The organism is Streptomyces sp. NBRC 110035 (genome assembly GCF_000829695.1).
In the GTDB taxonomy this organism is placed as follows: domain Bacteria; phylum Actinomycetota; class Actinomycetes; order Streptomycetales; family Streptomycetaceae; genus Streptomyces.
This window is the reverse complement of record NZ_BBNN01000016.1, coordinates 36,490-53,745: the sequence shown is the minus strand read 5'-3', so window position 1 is coordinate 53,745 and position 17,256 is coordinate 36,490. Positions and strand designations below refer to the sequence as shown.

At 70.2% G+C, this 17,256-nt stretch carries 12 protein-coding genes; 3 read left to right on the top strand and 9 right to left on the bottom strand.

What is annotated here, in order from left to right:
* The first annotated feature begins 83 nt into the window (after nucleotides 1-83).
* From TU30_RS02805 to TU30_RS02795, 3 genes are all read left to right on the top strand, one after another.
* The gene (locus TU30_RS02805; protein ID WP_042164080.1) at nucleotides 84-1,301 is read left to right on the top strand and encodes an acetyl-CoA C-acyltransferase; all 1,218 of its coding nucleotides are present in this window, start codon (nucleotides 84-86) and stop codon (nucleotides 1,299-1,301) included.
* On the top strand, nucleotides 1,298-3,427 hold the full coding sequence (locus TU30_RS02800; protein WP_042164077.1) for a 3-hydroxyacyl-CoA dehydrogenase NAD-binding domain-containing protein: 2,130 nt from the start codon (nucleotides 1,298-1,300) through the stop codon (nucleotides 3,425-3,427). Before TU30_RS02805 ends, TU30_RS02800 begins: the two co-directional genes overlap by 4 nt.
* 461 nt (nucleotides 3,428-3,888) lie before the next feature.
* On the top strand, nucleotides 3,889-4,269 hold the full coding sequence (locus TU30_RS02795) for a hypothetical protein (protein WP_042164742.1): 381 nt from the start codon (nucleotides 3,889-3,891) through the stop codon (nucleotides 4,267-4,269).
* A 482-nt stretch (nucleotides 4,270-4,751) separates the two neighbouring features.
* On the opposite strand, the gene TU30_RS02790 is transcribed toward TU30_RS02795, so the two are convergent.
* The 9 genes from TU30_RS02790 to ngcE form a co-directional block, all read right to left on the bottom strand.
* Nucleotides 4,752-6,275, bottom strand: a complete 1,524-nt coding sequence (locus TU30_RS02790; RefSeq protein ID WP_042164074.1) for an amino acid permease — start codon at nucleotides 6,273-6,275, stop codon at nucleotides 4,752-4,754.
* 166 nt (nucleotides 6,276-6,441) lie between these two features.
* The gene (gene dxs / locus TU30_RS02785; RefSeq protein ID WP_042164071.1) at nucleotides 6,442-8,364 is read right to left on the bottom strand and encodes a 1-deoxy-D-xylulose-5-phosphate synthase; all 1,923 of its coding nucleotides are present in this window, start codon (nucleotides 8,362-8,364) and stop codon (nucleotides 6,442-6,444) included.
* 237 nt (nucleotides 8,365-8,601) lie between these two features.
* Nucleotides 8,602-9,891, bottom strand: coding sequence for a sugar ABC transporter permease (locus TU30_RS02780; RefSeq protein ID WP_042164068.1), 1,290 nt, complete (start codon nucleotides 9,889-9,891; stop codon nucleotides 8,602-8,604).
* Complete coding sequence (locus tag TU30_RS02775; RefSeq protein WP_042164066.1) at nucleotides 9,888-10,679, bottom strand: ATP-binding cassette domain-containing protein; 792 nt, start codon at nucleotides 10,677-10,679, stop codon at nucleotides 9,888-9,890. The genes TU30_RS02780 and TU30_RS02775 overlap by 4 nt, the downstream gene beginning before the upstream one ends.
* Before the next feature lie 190 nt (nucleotides 10,680-10,869).
* Entirely contained in the window at nucleotides 10,870-11,970 is a 1,101-nt protein-coding gene (locus tag TU30_RS02770; protein ID WP_042164063.1) for a substrate-binding domain-containing protein, read from the bottom strand.
* Between the two features lie 133 nt (nucleotides 11,971-12,103).
* A complete protein-coding gene (locus TU30_RS02765) occupies nucleotides 12,104-13,315 on the bottom strand; it encodes an ROK family transcriptional regulator (RefSeq protein WP_042164060.1) in 1,212 nt (403 codons plus the stop codon).
* A gap of 197 nt (nucleotides 13,316-13,512) precedes the next feature.
* On the bottom strand, nucleotides 13,513-14,445 hold the full coding sequence (locus tag TU30_RS02760) for a carbohydrate ABC transporter permease (protein ID WP_042164057.1): 933 nt from the start codon (nucleotides 14,443-14,445) through the stop codon (nucleotides 13,513-13,515).
* Between the two features lie 4 nt (nucleotides 14,446-14,449).
* Entirely contained in the window at nucleotides 14,450-15,376 is a 927-nt protein-coding gene (locus tag TU30_RS02755; RefSeq protein WP_042164054.1) for a carbohydrate ABC transporter permease, read from the bottom strand.
* A gap of 94 nt (nucleotides 15,377-15,470) precedes the next feature.
* Entirely contained in the window at nucleotides 15,471-16,967 is a 1,497-nt protein-coding gene (gene ngcE / locus TU30_RS02750) for an N-acetylglucosamine/diacetylchitobiose ABC transporter substrate-binding protein (RefSeq protein ID WP_078878068.1), read from the bottom strand.
* Nucleotides 16,968-17,256 lie beyond the last annotated feature (289 nt).

Sequence of the window (17,256 nt, the reverse complement as noted above, 5' to 3'; positions counted from 1 at the left end):
CATTACCCACAAGTAGCATAGGCTCTGAGCGCGCGCTCAGCGCAACGCAGCAGTGCCATCCCGCACCCTGGAGGAGAGCCATCGTGCCTCGTACCGTCAGGGACGTCGTCTTCGTCGACGGCGTCCGCACCCCGTTCGGCAAGGCGGGCCCGAAGGGCATCTACCACGAGACCCGTGCCGACGACCTCGTCGTGAAGGCGATCCGGGAGCTGCTGCGCCGCAACCCCGGACTCGACCCGAAGAAGATCGACGAGGTCGCGGTCGCCGCGACCACGCAGATCGGTGACCAGGGCCTGACCATCGGCCGCACCGCCGGCATCCTGGCGGGCCTGCCGACCTCGGTCCCGGGCTACTCCATCGACCGCATGTGCGCGGGCGCCCTGACCGCCGTGACCACGGTGGCCGGCTCAGTCGCCTTCGGCGCGTACGACGTCGCCATCGCGGGCGGTGTCGAGCACATGGGCCGCCACCCGATGGGCGAGGGCGTCGACCCGAACCCGCGGTTCGTCTCCGAGAAGCTGGTCGACGAGTCGGCCCTGTTCATGGGCATGACCGCGGAGAACCTGCACGACCGCTACCCGACGATCACCAAGCAGCGCGCCGACGAGTACGCGGTCCGCTCGCAGGAGAAGGCCGCCAAGGCGTACGCCAACGGCAGGATCCAGGCCGACCTGGTACCGGTGTCGGTGCGCCGCACCAACGCGGAGGCCGGTGAGACGGGCTGGGGCCTGGTCACCGCCGACGAGCCGATGCGTCCCGGCACCACCCTGGAGAACCTGGCCGGTCTCAAGACGCCGTTCCGCGTCCACGGCCGGGTCACCGCCGGCAACGCGGCCGGTCTGAACGACGGCGCCACCGCCTCGGTCATCGCCTCCGAGGACTTCGCCCGCGAGAACGGGCTGCCGGTCAAGATGCGCCTGGTCTCCTACTCCTTCGCGGGGGTGGAGCCCGAGGTCATGGGCTACGGCCCGATCCCGGCGACGGAGAAGGCCCTCGCCCAGGCGGGGCTGTCCATCTCCGACATCGGCCTGTTCGAGATCAACGAGGCCTTCGCCGTCCAGGTGCTGGCCTTCCTGGAGCACTACGGCATCGCCGACGACGACGCGCGCGTCAACCAGTACGGCGGTGCCATCGCCTTCGGCCACCCGCTGGCCTCCTCCGGCGTCCGCCTGATGACGCAACTGGCCCGCCAGTTCGAGGAGCAGCCGCACGTCCGCTACGGCCTGACCACCATGTGCGTCGGCTTCGGCATGGGCGCGACGGTCATCTGGGAGAACCCGCACTTCGAGGGGGACAAGTGAGCACCACCGCCGAACTGTTGAAGGGCGCGGCCGCGCTCTTCCCGGACGAGGTCGTCACGACGGCCCACGTACGCCACTTCGAACTGCCCCTGGACGCAGGGCGCTTCGCGCTGATCACGCTGGACAACGGCCTGGACCACACCAAGCCGACCACCTTCGGCCCACAGTCGCTGGCGAACCTGGACGCCGCCCTCGACCAGGTCGAGAAGGAGGCCGCGGACGGCAGGATCGTCGGTGTCGGCATCACCGGCAAGCCGTTCATCTTCGCCGTCGGCGCCGACCTCAAGGGCGTCGAGCAGCTGAAGGAGTGGGACCACGCCCACGCCATCGGCAAGGGCGGCCACGACGTCTTCAAGCGGCTGTCGACGCTCGCCGTGCCCACCTTCGCGTACTACAACGGCGCGGCGATGGGCGGCGGCGTCGAGGTCGGCCTGCACTGCGCCTACCGCACGGTGTCCTCGGCCATCCCGGCGTTCTCCCTGCCCGAGGTCTTCCTCGGCCTGGTCCCCGGCTGGGGCGGCTGCGCCCTGCTGCCGAACCTGATCGGTGCCGAGAAGGCCGTCTCGGTGATCATCGAGAACAGCCTCAACCAGAACAAGCAGCTCAAGGGTGAGCAGGTCTACGAACTCGGCATCGCGGACGCGATCTTCGAGGGCGCGGACTTCCTGGAGCAGTCGCTGATCTGGACGGCGGCCGTCCTCAAGGGCGAGATCGTCGTCGACCGCCCGGTGATCGACCGCGGCGAGGCCTGGGACCAGGCCGTCGCCAAGGGCCGGTTCGTCGCCGACTCCAAGGTGCACGGCGCCGCCCCGGCCGCCTACCGCGCCCTGGACATCATCGCCGCCGCCAAGGACGGCGACCTCCAGCAGGGCTACGACGCCGAGGACAAGGCGCTCGCCGACCTGATCATGGGCGGTGAACTGCGCTCCGGTCTCTACGCGTTCAACCTGGTGCAGAAGCGCGCCAAGCGCCCGGCCGGCGCCCCGGACAAGAACCTGGCCCGCCCGGTCACCAAGGTCGGTGTCGTCGGCGCCGGTCTGATGGCCTCGCAGCTCGCGCTGCTGTTCCTGCGCCGCCTCGAGGTGCCGGTCGTGCTGACCGACATCGACCAGGAACGCATCGACAGGGGTGTGGGCTACGTCCACACCGAGATCGACAAGCTGCTCGGCAAGGGCCGTGTCAACCAGGACAAGGCCAACCGCCTCAAGGCGCTGGTCACCGGTGTGCTGGACAAGGCCGAGGGCTTCGCGGACGCCGACTTCGTCATCGAAGCGGTCTTCGAGGAGATGGGCGTCAAGCAGCAGGTGTTCGCCGAGGTCGAGGCGGTCGCCCCGGCGCACGCGATCCTCGCCACCAACACCTCCTCGCTGTCGGTGTCCGAGATGGCATCCAAGCTGAAGAACCCGGAGCGGGTCGTCGGCTTCCACTTCTTCAACCCGGTCGCGGTGCTGCCGCTGCTCGAGATCGTCCGCGGCGAGCGGACCGACGACGCCTCGCTGGCGACGGCGTTCGGTGTGGCCCGGAAGCTGAAGAAGACGGCGGTGCTGGTCAAGGACGCCCCGGCGTTCGTCGTGAACCGCATCCTGACCCGCTTCATGGGCGAGGTCCAGAACGTCATCGACGAGGGCACCCCGGTCCAGACCGCGGAGAAGGCCGTCGAGCCGCTCGGTCTGCCGATGTCCCCGCTGGTCCTCCTGGAGCTGGTCGGCCCGGCGATCGGGCTGCACGTCTCCGAGACGCTCAACCGGTCCTTCCCGGACCGCTTCACCGTCTCGCCGAACCTGAAGGCGGTCGTCGAGGCCGGCAAGCGCGGCTTCTACGTCCACGACAGCGGCAGGCCGGAGCTGGACCCCGAGGTCGCCGCGCTGCTCGAGCAGGGCGACACCGTCCTCACCGAGGAGCAGGTGCGGGCCCGGGTGCTCGACGCGGTGGCGCAGGAGATCGGGCTGATGCTCGACGAGGGTGTCGTCGCCGAGGCCCAGGACATCGACCTGTGCCTGATCACCGGCGCCGGCTGGCCCTTCCACCTGGGCGGCATCACGCCGTACCTGGACCGTGAGGGCGTCTCCGAGCGCGTGAACGGGAAGCGGTTCCTGGCCCCGGGCGTGGCGAGCGTCCCCGCCTGATCCGCCCCGGAGCACGGCAGGGGGCGGTCCGTACGGAGTCGATCCGTACGGGCCGCCCTCTTCGTCTCATACCGGACCCCACCGGCCCCACCAGACCGCGCCGGCCCCCACCCAACCGCGCTGGGCCCCACCGGACCACGCCGGGCCACGCCAGGCCCCACCGGACCCACCGGACCCCACCAAGCCACGCCAGGCCCCACCAGACCCCACCGAGCCACCGGACCCCACCGAGCCACGCCAGGCCCCACCAGACCCCACCGAGCCACCGGACCCCACCGAGCCACGCCAGGCCCCACCAGACCCCACCGGACCACCGGACCCACCGGACCCCACCAAGCCACGCCAGGCCCCGGCGGGCCCCGGCGGGCCGTGGTTTCGCGCGGGGCGGGGGCAGGCGGAGGAACCCCCCGCGGGTGCCCGGCGAGCACCTGCGGAACCGCATTGCGTGGGAGCCTGGCCGCATGGAGAACAGCGCCGCTCTGCTCGTGATCGTCGACTCCGCGAACGTCGTCGGGTCGGTGCCCGACGGGTGGTGGCGGGACCGCCGGGGCGCCGCGGAGCGGCTGCGGGACCGGCTGGCAGGGCAGGGGCTCCCGGGCCGTACGGACCCGGCGGAGCCGGTGGAGCTCGTCCTGGTGGTGGAGGGGGCCGCGCGGGGCGTGGAGTCGGTGCCGGGGGTGCGGGTGGAGTCGGCGCCGGGCAGCGGCGACGACCACATGGTCGGCCTGGTGGCCGGCGCGGGTGGGCGGCCGGTCCTGGTCGTCACCGCCGACCGCGAGCTGCGGCGCCGTGTGACGGCCCTCGGCGCGACGGTGGCCGGCCCGCGCACGGTCCGCCCCTGACGACACGGCCCGTCCGGCGGATGACGCCGAGGGCGCCGAAGCGGGCGCCCCCTTCACCGAGCTCTTCGGGCGGGACCCCGGCGGCGGCGTGGATCGTCGGCTCCGGGAGGAGCCTTCCCCGTGCGCGGGGAGGGACCCCGTCGCATCGGCGCCCTGCTCCGCCTCCCGGCCGCACGCACCGGCCCGCACCCGGCCCACCGGGCGGGGACCGCCGGTTGTCTGCGCCTTCATCCGGCCGGCCAGGCCCTGACCCGCCGGGCGAAGCCCCGGTCCCGTGCTCCGCGCCGGAGGCTGTCGGCGCATTCCGTGACGGGCCACGACGGGCGCGTTCGTCCCGCCGGAACGCCGCTCGGGCGGCGTGCCGCCGGGACGGGCGTCCCCGTCATGGGCTTGGGGCCGGCCGACGTCGGTCGGCCGATTCGCCCACAGCGTCCGCGCCGGGGGGGGCGCGGCGCCCGGGCCGGCAACAGGGGCCGGCAGCGCTACCGCGGCGCCGGGCCCGACGGTTCCGCGGGCTCGACGGGGCCGGTCCCCTCGCCGCGGCCCAGGCGGCTGTGGCTGCGGCTGTAGAGGAAGTAGACGACGACGCCGAGCGCCATCCAGACGCCGAACCGCACCCAGGTCTCGGCGGGCAGGTTCAGCATCAGCCACAGCGAGGCGGCGACCGACAGGACCGGCAGGAACGGCACCCACGGGGTGCGGAAGGCCCGTGGCAGGTCGGGGCGGGTCCGGCGCAGGATGATCACGCTGAGCGCGACGATGACGAAGGCGAACAGCGTGCCGATGTTGACGAGTTCGGCGAGTTCCGTCAGCGGGGTGAAGCCCGCGAGGACCGCGATGACGACGCCGAGCAGGACGGTCGGCCGGTGCGGGGTCCTGAACCGGGGGTGGACGCGGGAGAAGAAGCGGGGCAGCAGTCCGTCCCGGCTCATCGCGAAGAACACCCGGGTCTGTCCGAGCAGCAGGATCATGCAGACCGTGGTCAGGCCGACGGCGGCGCCGAAGCTGATGAAGCCCGCGTACCAGGGGTGCCCGGTGGCCTTGAACGCGTCCGCGAGCGGGGCGTCCACGGACAGCTCGCTGTAGTGCTGCATGCCGGTGACCACGATCGACACGGCCACGTACAGCACGGTGCAGATGAACAGCGAGCCGAGGATGCCGCGGGGCATGTCCCGCTGCGGGTTCCTGGTCTCCTCGGCGGCCGTGGCGACGATGTCGAAGCCGATGAAGGCGAAGAAGACCACCGAGGCCGCGGTGAAGATGCCCAGCACGCCGAAGTTGGACGGCGCCCACCCGAAGATCAGCTGGATGAGCGGTGAGTCGAGGCCGGCGCCGGCCTCGACGGGCTGCGCCTCGGGGATGAACGGGTCGTAGTTGTCGGCGGTGACGAAGAAGGCGCCGGCGATGATGACGACGAGGACGACGATCACCTTGATGGCGACGACGATCGAGGTGACCCGGGCGGACAGCTTCATGCCGAGGACGAGGATGCCGGTGAGGACCAGCACCAGGGCGGCGGCGAGGATGTCGAAGCCGAAGCCCTCGGCGCCGTCCCGGACCCCGAGCGAGGCGGGCATCTGCCAGCCCGCGTTGTCCAGCAGCGAGTGGACGTACCCGGACCAGCCGACGGCCACCACCGCCGTGCCGAGCGCGAACTCCAGGACCAGGTCCCAGCCGATGATCCACGCGGGCAGTTCGCCCAGGGACGCGTACGAGAAGGTGTAGGCGGAGCCCGCCACCGGGACGGTGGAGGCGAACTCGGCGTAGCAGAGCGCGGCGAGCGCGCAGACGACGCCGGCCACCACGAAGGCCAGGGCCACCGACGGCCCGGCGTTGTTCTTGGCGACCGTACCGGTGAGGACGAAGATGCCGGTACCGATGATGACGCCGACGCCGAAGACGGTCAGGTCCAGCGCGGACAAGGACTTCTTGAGCGCGTGTTCCGGTTCCTCGGTGTCACGGATGGACTGCTCGACCTTCTTCGTCCGGAAGAGGGTGTTGCTCACGGATGCCTCCCACGCTGCGTCGTCCCCGGCATGGTCGAGAGGGGGACCTGAAACGTGTGCCCGGGCACGGGCGCGCTCACGCGGAAGGGCCGCCCGTACCACTCTTCACAGTGGTACGGGCGGCCCGTTCGGGCGTATCGGCGGGAGGAGCCGGGTCAGCCGCGCGTCAGTCGCGGGCCGGTTCGACCGAGTCGGCGGCGGAGCGCGCGTAGCCGCCGTCCAGCTTCGAGACCAGGCCGGTGACCTGGCGGGCGATGTCCGGGGCGGTCAGGCCGATCTCCGCCATGACCTCGGCGCGCGAGGCGTGGTCGAGGAAGCGCGGCGGGATGCCGAAGTCGCGCAGCGGCACGTCGACGCCGGCGTCGCGCAGGGCCTGCGCGGTCGTCGAGCCGACCCCGCCGACGCGGGAGTTGTCCTCGACGGTGACGACGACGCGGTGCTTCTCGGCGAGCGGGGCCATGGCCTCGTCGACGGGCTTGACCCAGCGCGGGTCGACGACGGTGGTGGAGATGCCCTGCCGGTCGAGCAGGCCGGCGATCTCCAGGCACATCGGCGCGAGGGCGCCCACGGAGACCAGCAGCACGTCCGGGGTGTCGGTGCCGGGCTCGCGCAGGACGTCCATGCCGCCGACGCGGCCCACGGCCGGTACCGCGGGCCCGACGGCGCCCTTGGAGAAGCGGACCACGGTCGGTGCGTCGGTGACCTCGACGGCCTCGCGGAGCTGGGCGCGGACCTGGTCGGCGTCGCGCGGGGCGGCCAGCCGCAGTCCGGGGACGACCTGGAGGATCGACATGTCCCACATGCCGTTGTGGGAGGCGCCGTCGGTGCCGGTGATGCCGGCCCGGTCCAGGACGAAGGTGACGCCGCACTTGTGCAGGGCCACGTCCATCAGCACCTGGTCGAAGGCGCGGTTGAGGAAGGTGGCGTACACGGCGAACACGGGGTGGACCCCGCCGTGGGCCAGGCCCGCGGCGGAGACGGCGCCGTGCTGCTCGGCGATGCCGACGTCGTAGACCCGGTCCGGGAACCGTTTGGCGAACCTGTCGAGGCCGACGGGCTGGAGCATGGCCGCGGTGATGGCGACGACGTCCTCGCGCTCCTCGCCGAGTCTGACCATCTCCTCGCCGAAGACGGACGTCCAGTCGGCGCCGGAGGAGGCGATCGGCAGGCCCGTGTCGGGGTGGATCTTGCCGACGGCGTGGAAGCGGTCCGCCTCGTCCGCGAGCGCGGGCTGGTAGCCGCGGCCCTTCTCGGTGAGGCAGTGCACGATCACCGGGCCGCCGAAGCCCTTGGCGCGGGTGAGGGCGGACTCCAGTGCCTCGATGTCGTGGCCGTCGATGGGGCCGACGTACTTCAGGCCCAGGTCCTCGAACATGCCCTGCGGGGCGATGAAGTCCTTGAGGCCCTTCTTGGCGCCGTGCAGGGTGTCGTAGAGGGGCCGGCCGACGACCGGGGTGCGCTCCAGGAGCTCCTTGGTGCGGGCCAGGAAGCGCTCGTAGCCGTCGGTGGTGCGCAGGGTCGCGAGATGGCTGGCGAGGCCGCCGATGGTGGGCGCGTAGGAGCGCTCGTTGTCGTTGACGACGATGACCAGCGGGCGGTCCCCGGCGTCGGCGATGTTGTTCAGCGCCTCCCAGGCCATGCCGCCGGTGAGCGCGCCGTCGCCGATGACGGCGACGACGTGGTCGCCGGTCTTCCTCAGCTGGTTGGCCTTGGCGAGGCCGTCGGCCCAGCCGAGGACGGTGGAGGCGTGACTGTTCTCGATGACGTCGTGCTCGGACTCGGCCTGCGAGGGGTAGCCGGAGAGGCCGCCCTTCATCTTCAGCCGGGAGAAGTCCTGCCTGCCGGTCAGCAGTTTGTGCACGTAGGACTGGTGTCCGGTGTCCCAGAGCACTTTGTCCCTGGGCGACTCGAAGACGCGGTGCAGGGCGAGGGTGAGCTCCACCACGCCCAGGTTGGGGCCGAGGTGGCCACCGGTCTTGGAGACCGCGTCGACGAGGAAGGTCCGGATCTCCTCGGCCAGCTGGTCCAGCTCCTCCAGGGTGAGCCGGTCCAGATCGCGCGGTCCCCTGATGCGGGTCAGCAGCGGCACCCGTGCCTCCTTGCTGTAGAGCTGATCGAGCTGTTGCCGGGCTCGTCGAGTCTAATGTTCCGGCCCGGCGCCCTGCGTCCGGGCGGTGCGTCGTACGTCACGCCCTCGGTCCTGCCCACGGTCGGACCGCGCTACGACACGTGCCACGACATGCCTGTGCCCGGTACCGCACGGGTACCGGGCACAGAGGACGTGCTTCGCGGACGGTGCCGCCGCGGGAGCGGCAGGCCGGAGCGGCTAGGCGCGGCCCGCCGTCTTCTGGGTCTTGCGGGTGACGGCGTCGATGACGACGGTCGCCAGCAGCACGCCACCGGTGATCATGTACTGGACCGGCGAGGCGATGCCCTCGAGGGCGAGGCCGTACTGGATCGAGACGATCACCAGGACACCGAGGAGCGCGTTCCAGGTGCGGCCACGGCCGCCGAAGAGGGACGTACCGCCGATCACGGCCGCGGCGATGACGTTCATCAGGAACTCGCCGGTGCCCGCGCCCTGGTTGGCGGAGGCGATCTTCGAGGCGACGAAGAGGCCGCCGATCGCGGCGAAGGTGCCGGCGATCGCGAAGACCGAGATCCGGACCATCTCCACGTTGATACCGGCACGGCGGGACGCCTCGACGCTGCCGCCGAGCGCGAAGACCTTGCGGCCGTAGGTGGTGCGGCGGAGCACGAAGTCGGTGAGCACGAGCACCGCGAGGAAGATCACCACGGCGAGCGGGAGGCCCTTGTGCTGGTTGTAGACGATCGCCACCACGAAGGCGACGACGGCCAGCAGCACGGTGCGCACGATGATGTCGTTCAGCGGGCGCGAGGGGATCCCGGCGGCCTCACGGCGGCGGTTGCCCAGGAACGCGGCGAGGAAGTACGCGACGACGGCCACGACGGCGAGGCCGTAGGCGGCCGCGACATCGGTGAAGTAGTAGCTGGTGAACTTCCCGACAATGCCGTCGCTGTCCAGGTTGATCGTGCCGTTGCTGCCCAGTATCTGCAGCATGAAGCCCTGCCAGAACAGCAGGCCGGCCAGGGTCACGGCGAAGGCGGGGACGCCGATGCGGGCGAAGAAGAAGCCGTGGATGATGCCGGCGACCGTGCCGGTGAGGATGGCCAGCACCAGGGCCAGCACCTCGTTCATCCCGTTCGAGACGTTCAGCACCGCGAAGGCCGCGCCCGCGACGCCGCTGACCGAGCCGACCGACAGGTCGATCTCGCCGAGCAGCAGCACGAAGACGACGCCGACGGCGATCATGCCGGTGCCGACCATGGCGACGGACATGTCGGAGAAGTTGCCGGCGGTGAGGAAGTTGGAGTTCAGACCGGTGAAGATGGCCCAGATGACCACCAGGCCGATGACGACGGGGACGGACCCGAGGTCGCCGGCCTTCATCTTGCGCTTGAACTCGGCGAGGTAGCCGGCGAAGCCCTGCTCGCGCACCAGCAGCCGGGGGTCGACGGCGGCGACCGCCTCGGGGGCCGCCTCGGTGTTCTCGACCGTGTGGTCCGCGGGCGTCGAGGTCTTTTCGGTGCTCACTTGCTGACCTCCCCATTGGTACGCGCCGCACGACGGGTCACGGCGTTCTCCGTGGCGCCCGTGATGGCGGAGATGATCTCTTCCTGCGAGGTCGACTTGACCTCGAAGATGCCGTTGTTGCGCCCGAGGCGCAGGACGGCGACCTTGTCCGCCACGGCCTTGACGTCGGCCATGTTGTGGCTGATGAGGATGACCGCGTGGCCGCGCTCGCGCAGCCGCTCGACCAGGTCGAGGACCTGCGCGGTCTGCTCGACGCCGAGGGCGGCGGTGGGCTCGTCGAGGATCACCAGCTTGGGCTCGCCGAGCATGGACCGGGCGATCGCCACGACCTGGCGCTGACCGCCGGAGAGCGAGGCGATCGGGATGCGGACGCTGGGGATGCGGATCGACAGCGTGTCGAGCAGCTCACGGGAGCGGCGCTCCATCTCCACCTCGTCCAGGACACCGCGCTTGCGGATCTCCCGGCCCAGGTAGAGGTTGCCGACGACGTCGATGTTGTCGCACAGTGCGAGGTCCTGGTAGACCGTCGCGATGCCCAGGTTCTGGGCGTCGTGCGGCCTGTTGATCTGGACGGCCCTGCCGTCCCACTCGATGACGCCCTCATCGATGGGGTGCACGCCGGCGATCGTCTTGACCAGCGTGGACTTTCCGGCGCCGTTGTCGCCCACCAGGGCGACCACCTCGCCGGCACGGACCTCAAGCTCTACGTCGGTGAGCGCCTGGACGGCACCGAAACGCTTGGAGACCCCGCGCAACGCCAGCACGGGCGTAGCGGACACGTGAACCATCTCCTTCGCCGCCTGACCCGGCGGGAGGTTGTGCAGAAGTTTGGGGGTGTTCCGACCGGCGCCCCGCGTAGCTTGCGGGGCTGGTGTGTGCGGGGCGCCGGCGGAGCTCATGGCAGTCGGTCCCCCGCGGGAGTCCGGTGCGGACTCCCGTACGGCTCGGGGGGCTCGGGGACTGCTGGGGTCAACCGGTCTACTCGAGACCGATCTTGTCGCAGGCGGCCTTGTACTTGGCCGTGCAGATCTCCTCGACGGTGTAGACACCGTCCTTGATCACGGTGTCGTTGATGTTCTCCTGGGTCAGCGACACGACCGGGACGAGCACCGAGGGCACGCCCTTGGTGGTGGGGCTGTCGACCGAGTCCTTGGCGACGGAGTCCAGCGACTTGCCCTGGGCGAGCGCGACGGCCATCTCGGCGGCGGCCTCGGCCTCGGGGGCGTACGGCTTGTAGACGCTCATGTACTGCTCACCGGTGACGATGCGCTGCACACCCGCGAGTTCGGCGTCCTGGCCGGTGACCGGGACGTCGATGCCGGCGGCCTTCAGCGCGGTGATGATGCCGCCCGCCATGCCGTCGTTGGCGGAGTAGACGCCGACGATCTTGTCCTTGCCGATGGCGGAGATGGCGCCTTCCATGTTGGCGTTGGCGTTCTCCGGCTTCCACTCCTTGGTGTCGTACTCGCGGCCGACCTTGACCTTGCCGTCGAGGACGGAGTGCGCGCCCTCCTTGAACAGGGCGGCGTTCGGGTCGGTGGAGGAGCCGTTCATCATGACGATCTGGCCGTCCTCGGCCTTGTCGCCCAGCGCCTCGAGCAGGGCCTCGCCCTGCGTCTTGCCGACGGTCACGTTGTCGAACGAGGTGTAGGCGTCGATCGGGCCCTCGGCCAGGCGGTCGTAGGCCACGACCGGGATGCCGGCGTCCTTGGCCTTCTTGACCGAGCCGGCGATGGCCTTGGCGTCCACCGCGTCCAGGATCAGCACGTCGACCTTGTTGGTCACCATCGTGTCGACCTGCTGGTTCTGCTGGCTGGCGTCCTGCTTGGCGTTGGCGTAGACGACCTCGGCCTTGTTGTTCGTCAGCTCCTTGATCTTCTTCTCGATCAGGGGCTTGTCGAACTTCTCGTACCGCGCGGTCTGGTTCTCCGGCAGGAGCAGACCGACCTTGATGTCGTCGCCCTTGGCGGCGGAGTCGCCCGAGTCGCTGCTGTTGTCACCGGACTCGGCGGCACTGCCGCAGGCGGCGAGAGAGACGGCCAGTGCTCCGGCGGCCACGGCAATGGCGGTACGACGCATACGCGTGTTCACTTCAGAAACCTCCCTGACGAGGCCGCGACGTTGCGGCCGAGGTGGCTGGAAGTCAACTCGGCCACACGTGCGACGTCAAGAAGTAAATCCTTAACGAGATGGCAACGGTGCCAATCGTTCTCTAAGTGAAGGTGGGAGAGGCCGCGGCGAGGGTGTCGTTCGCGGTGCCGCCCAACAAGGTCGAATCGCCCATTTCGCTCAGGGCGAGGGCGAGCGCGCCGAGTACCTCCGCACGGCCCCCAAGTGCCCCGGGGAGCACGGACAGTTGGCGTGCGGCGCTGGGGATCGCGTAGCGGCCGACGGATTCCCTTATGGGTCCGAGGACCAGTTCACCGGCCTCGGCGAGGTCACCGCCGAGGACCACCCTGGTCGGGTTCAGCACGTTGCAGAGGTTGGCGACCCCGCTGCCGATGTGACGGCCCACGTCGGCGATCACCCTGCGGCAGCCCGGATCGCCCTCCCGCGCCAACCGTACGACGCCTTCCATGGTCAGGTCCGTGCCGTGGCTGGGCTGGAGCAGGGGCAGCACGTAGCGGGCCGCCGTGAAGGTCTCCAGGCAGCCGCGGTTGCCGCAGCGGCAGACGGGGCCGGACTCGTCGAGTGTGATGTGCCCGATCTCACCCGCGGTGCCGCCCGGTCCCCGGTAGATCTTCCCGTTGATCACCAGGCCGGCGCCGACACCGCTGGCCACCTTGATGTACGCCAGGTCGCGCACGCCCCGGCCGCTGCCCCAGACCATCTCGCCGAGGGCGCCCAGGTTCGCGTCGTTGTCCACGTGCACGGGCACGCCGAGCCGCCCCCGCAGCTCCTCGGCGGGCCTGGTGCCGGTCCAGCCGGGCAGGATCGCGGTCGAGCCCAGGGTGCCGGACTCCACGTCGATCGGCCCGGGCACGCCGAGGCCGACCCCGGCGATCTTGGCACGGTCCACGCCGGTCGCCTCGATCAGCCGGTTGACCAGTTGTTCCGCCCGGTCCAGGCCCTGGGGGGCGGAGGCGTCCACGTCCAGCGGCTCGGACTCCTCGGCGAGCACCTGGTGGGCCAGGTTCCCGACCGCGACCCGCAGGTGGGTGTGCCCGAAGTCCACGCCCACCACGATTCCGGCGTCCCCGCTGAGCGAGACGCTGCGGGCCCGGCGGCCGCCCGAGGAGGTGGGCGTGACCTCGACGGTCCCGCCCTCCTTCAGTTCCCGGACGATGTTGGACACCGTCGCCGCCGAAAGGCCCGTGGTCCTCGCGATCTCGGCCTGGGTGAGCGAGCCGGCCAGACGTACGGCCCGGACGACCCGCTCGAGATTGGCTCGGTGCAGCGACGACTGCGACCCCGGAGTCTCCACGACGACCTCCTGCGCGCGGGGCCGCTTCGGCGAGGCCCCGCTCCGTGTCCAACTAGTGAACTCTAAGATGAGCTGTTCGGGTCGCCTCCCGTCAAGAGGTTGAACCGTTTCCAGGTCCTTGGACACACCTGCGCCCGCCACTGCCCGGAGCGGGAGCGGCGGGTGCGCGAGGGGATGCGGAGGGTGACCGCCGGAGGTCACTTCAGGGCGCCCGCGGTGAGCCCCTGCACGACCTGGCGCTGGAAGACGAGGTACGCGGCGAGCACCGGAAGCATCGCCATCACGAGGCCGGCGAAGAGGCCGGACCAGTCCCCCTTGTAGCCCTGGCTGACGGCCAGCTGCACCAGTCCCTGGGTGAGCACGTGCTTGTCCTCGTCGGTGTTGAGCACGGTGGGCAGCATGTACTGGTTCCACTGGCCCAGGAAGTTGAAGATCCCCACACTGATCAGGCCCGGCCTGGCCATCGGGAGCATGATCTGGAAGAACGTCCTGCTGTGCGAGGCGCCGTCCACGAACGCGGCCTCCGCCACGCTGCTGGGCAGCGTCCGGAAGAACGCGGTCAGGAAGAACACCGTGAACGGCAGCGAGTACGCGATGTAGACCAGGATCAGTCCGTGGACCGTGTTCAGCAGGCCCATGTTGTCGACGACGTAGAACAGCGGGACCAGGGCGAGCATGATCGGGAAGCTCATGCCGCCGACGAACAGGTAGTAGACGAACCGGTTGCCGGGGAACTCGAAGCGGGCCAGCACGTAGGCGGCCATCGAACCCAGCACCAGGGTGCCGATCAGGGAACCGCCGACCACGAGGACGGTGTTGAGGAAGTAGTCGCCCATGTCGGCCTGGGTCCAGGCCCGCGACCAGTTGTCGAAGCGCGGCGGGTCCGGCAGCGACCAGGGCGAGCCGAAGATGGAGGCGTCGTCCTTGAAGGACGTCATCACGGCCCACAGCAGGGGCAGCACCACCATGACCGCCCAGATCACCAGGACACCGTGCGAGAAGACGTTGAGGACGCCGCCCTCCCGCTTCCCCTTCGGCTCCTTCGCGGGCGTGCCGGACGGCGGGCCGCCCTCGGCGAGGGGGGCACCGGACTCGGCCGGTACGGGAGCGGGGGGCTCGGTCGTCTTCATCGGATCAGTACTCCAGCCGCTCGCGCCGCCCCAGCTTCATCACGAGGGCGGCGAACGCCAGCGTGACGAGGAGGAGGGCGACACCGATGGTGGTGGCGTAGGCGGCCTGACCGTCGCGGAACGCCTTCTGGTACACGTACAGGACCATGACGGTGGTCGAGTAGTCGGGGCCGCCGGGACCGGTCGTCATGATCTGTACGACCGCGAACGATTCGGCGCCCAGCGCGAGGATGCCCAGGTAGACCCAGCCGGACTGCACGGTGCCCCACAGCAGCGGCAGGGTGATGCGGAAGAAGGTCGTGGGGCGGCCGGCGCCGTCCAGCAGCGCCGCCTCGTAGAGGTCCAGCGGGATGGACGCCATGCCGGCGGAGAAGAGGACCACGAAGAAACCGACCGTGGACCAGACGAGGACCGCCATGACGGCCCACAGGGCGAGGTCCGGATCGCCCAGCCAGAGCGGCTGGGGGTCGTCGAGTCCGACCCCCCGCAGGAACGAGTTGATCGCACCGCTGTCCGGGTTGTACGCGAACGCGAACAGCAGGGCGACGATCGCGATCGAGAGCACCTGCGGGAAGAAGTAGACGATCCTGTAGAAGGCGGACCCCCGGACCCCCGAGATCACCGGTCCGCCGCGCCGTCGCCGGCCACCCGCATTGATCATGAAGGAGAGGAACAGCGCCAGACCGATCGTCACCACCGGTACCAGCAGGGCGAACAGCAGGCTGTGCCGCAACGACTTCCAGAAGATGCCGTCGTCCAGCATGCGTGTGTAGTTGGCGAACCCGACCACCTCGAAGTCGGGGCTCAGGCCGGTCCAGTCCGTGAACGAGTAGGAGATCGACTGGACGAACGGCCAGACGACGAAGAGCGCGTACAGCCCCAGGGGAACCGCCAGGAACCCCACGATGAAACGGTACTTGCCGTGCTGCATGTGCTGCGACCCCGATCTGCGCGCGGGCTGTCACCGGGGCCTGCCCGGCAACGGTCTGCCGGGCAGGCCCCGGTGACGGGGACTCACCGGTGGCTCACTGGTGCCTGTAGTGCTTGATCGACGAGTCCTTGGCCGTCTCGTCGGCGAAGGCCTGGATCTTCTTGACGGTCTCGGCCGGGGTCGCGCGGCCGGCCATCATCTCGCCGAGCCCGGAGGCGCCGATCTTCTCCTTCTGGAGCTGCACGTACCAGTCCTGCAGGCGCGGGTTCACCACGTTCTCCCCGGCCGCCTCCAGCACGGCGACACCGGACCTGAGGCCCGGGGTCAGCTCGATGCCGTCGGTGCCGCCGTTGTACGCGGTCAGTGACTTCACCTTGCCCGTGAAGTTCCTCGAGGACGCCTCGCCCAGCATGATGCGCAGCTGCTCCATGCCGCCGGCCGCGTTCGCCGCCTTGGCGGGGACGACGAAGGGCTCGCCGCCGGAGGCCCAGATGGTGCCGAAGGGCAGCTTGTCCGAGGAGTCCAGGCCGGTGGGTGCGGAGACGGCGAGGTCGAAGTCGTCGGGCATGACGTTGGCCGCCTCGTTCTCCACCCAGGAGCCGTTCGGGATGAACAGCGCGTCCCCCTCGGCCCAGGCGGTCTGGGACTGGATGTGGTCCAGGCCCGGGGTGCCCCTGAGGACGTAGCCCTTCTGCTGGAGTTCGTAGTAGGCCTCGAAGCAGGCCTTGACGGCGGGGTGCTTCCAGGCGTTCGGCTCCAGGTTGTCGATGGCGTCGAGCACCTCGCGCCCGCCGACCTTGCCGATCATCGGGTACAGCGAGAAGGGGATGTAGTACGGGTACTTGCCGGCGTAGGTCCAGCCGGCCATGCCCTTCTTCCTGGCCTTCGCGCAGACCGCGAGCATCTGGTCCCAGGTCTCGGGGTACTGCTCGTCGAGCGAGTCCAGCGCCTTCTGCGAGTACCAGACGCCGTAGACCGTGTAGGCGTAGTAGAGGATCCAGACCTGCTCGCCGTCGAACCGGCCCATCTCGACGATGCCGGGGCGCAGCGTGTCGCGGACCTTGGTGCCCGGGTCGTCGTAGGAGGGGGCGTCCAGCAGCGGGGTGAGGTCGGTGAGCTGCTTCTTGCCGACCAGGGTGCCCATGTCCATCTGCTCGGCGCCCGAGTTGTCGATGAGGTCGGGCGGGGTGCCCTGGTGGAAACGCGGCTGCAGGGTGGACTGGATCTTCTGGGTGGCGGAGAACTTCACCGGAGCGCCGGGAAATGCCTTTTCGTACACCTTCACGGCGTCCTCGGCGTATTCCTTGCCGAAGCCGCCGTCGAACAGGACGAATTCCATCTGCGCCGTGTCATTGACGCCGAGCGGGTTCTTCGCGGTCTTCCTGCCCGCCTCGGCCTTCTCCTGGTCGCCCCCGCCGCCGCTGGCGCACGCGGACAGGAAGCCCGTCGTGGGGACGGAGATCAGGCCGAGCGCCGCGGACCGCTTGATCAGGTCGCGGCGGCCCACTCCCGCGGCCGGGCGGGCAGGGGTGGGCCGGCCCGGAGCACCTCGCTCGCGGGTGCCGTCGTACTCGGCGGAGTTGGATCCCATGCTCAGGTCCTCGCCTTCTCCAGGACTCAGGCGGTGAACCGGATCCTCCCCGGCACCGCGTTCGGGTCGTACTGGGTCGTGCAGGAAGTGCGGGCAGTGCAGGACGGGGTGGTGCTTGCTGTTCGGGAGCTGTGAAGAAGCCCGGAGTGCCGACAGGTATAGTCCACTTTCCGCCGACGGATCAAGATCGAACACGGGGTTCGCCGGTGGTCTTTTCCGAGTTGGGACCTGGCGGAAATACGAGCGGGCGCCGCGTTCCGAAACGGAAGAATCCCTGCCACCGGGCCCG

What these genes read in the sequence shown, in the direction of transcription:
- TU30_RS02795 (WP_042164742.1), top strand. Translation starts at nt 3,889, where the DNA reads ATGGAGAACAGCGCCGCTCTGCTCGTGATCGTCGACTCCGCGAACGTC.
- TU30_RS02775 (WP_042164066.1), bottom strand. Translation starts at nt 10,679, where the DNA reads ATGGTTCACGTGTCCGCTACGCCCGTGCTGGCGTTGCGCGGGGTCTCC.
- TU30_RS02770 (WP_042164063.1), bottom strand. Translation starts at nt 11,970, where the DNA reads ATGCGTCGTACCGCCATTGCCGTGGCCGCCGGAGCACTGGCCGTCTCT.
- TU30_RS02760 (WP_042164057.1), bottom strand. Translation starts at nt 14,445, where the DNA reads ATGAAGACGACCGAGCCCCCCGCTCCCGTACCGGCCGAGTCCGGTGCC.
- TU30_RS02755 (WP_042164054.1), bottom strand. Translation starts at nt 15,376, where the DNA reads ATGCAGCACGGCAAGTACCGTTTCATCGTGGGGTTCCTGGCGGTTCCC.
- ngcE (WP_078878068.1), bottom strand. Translation starts at nt 16,967, where the DNA reads ATGGGATCCAACTCCGCCGAGTACGACGGCACCCGCGAGCGAGGTGCT.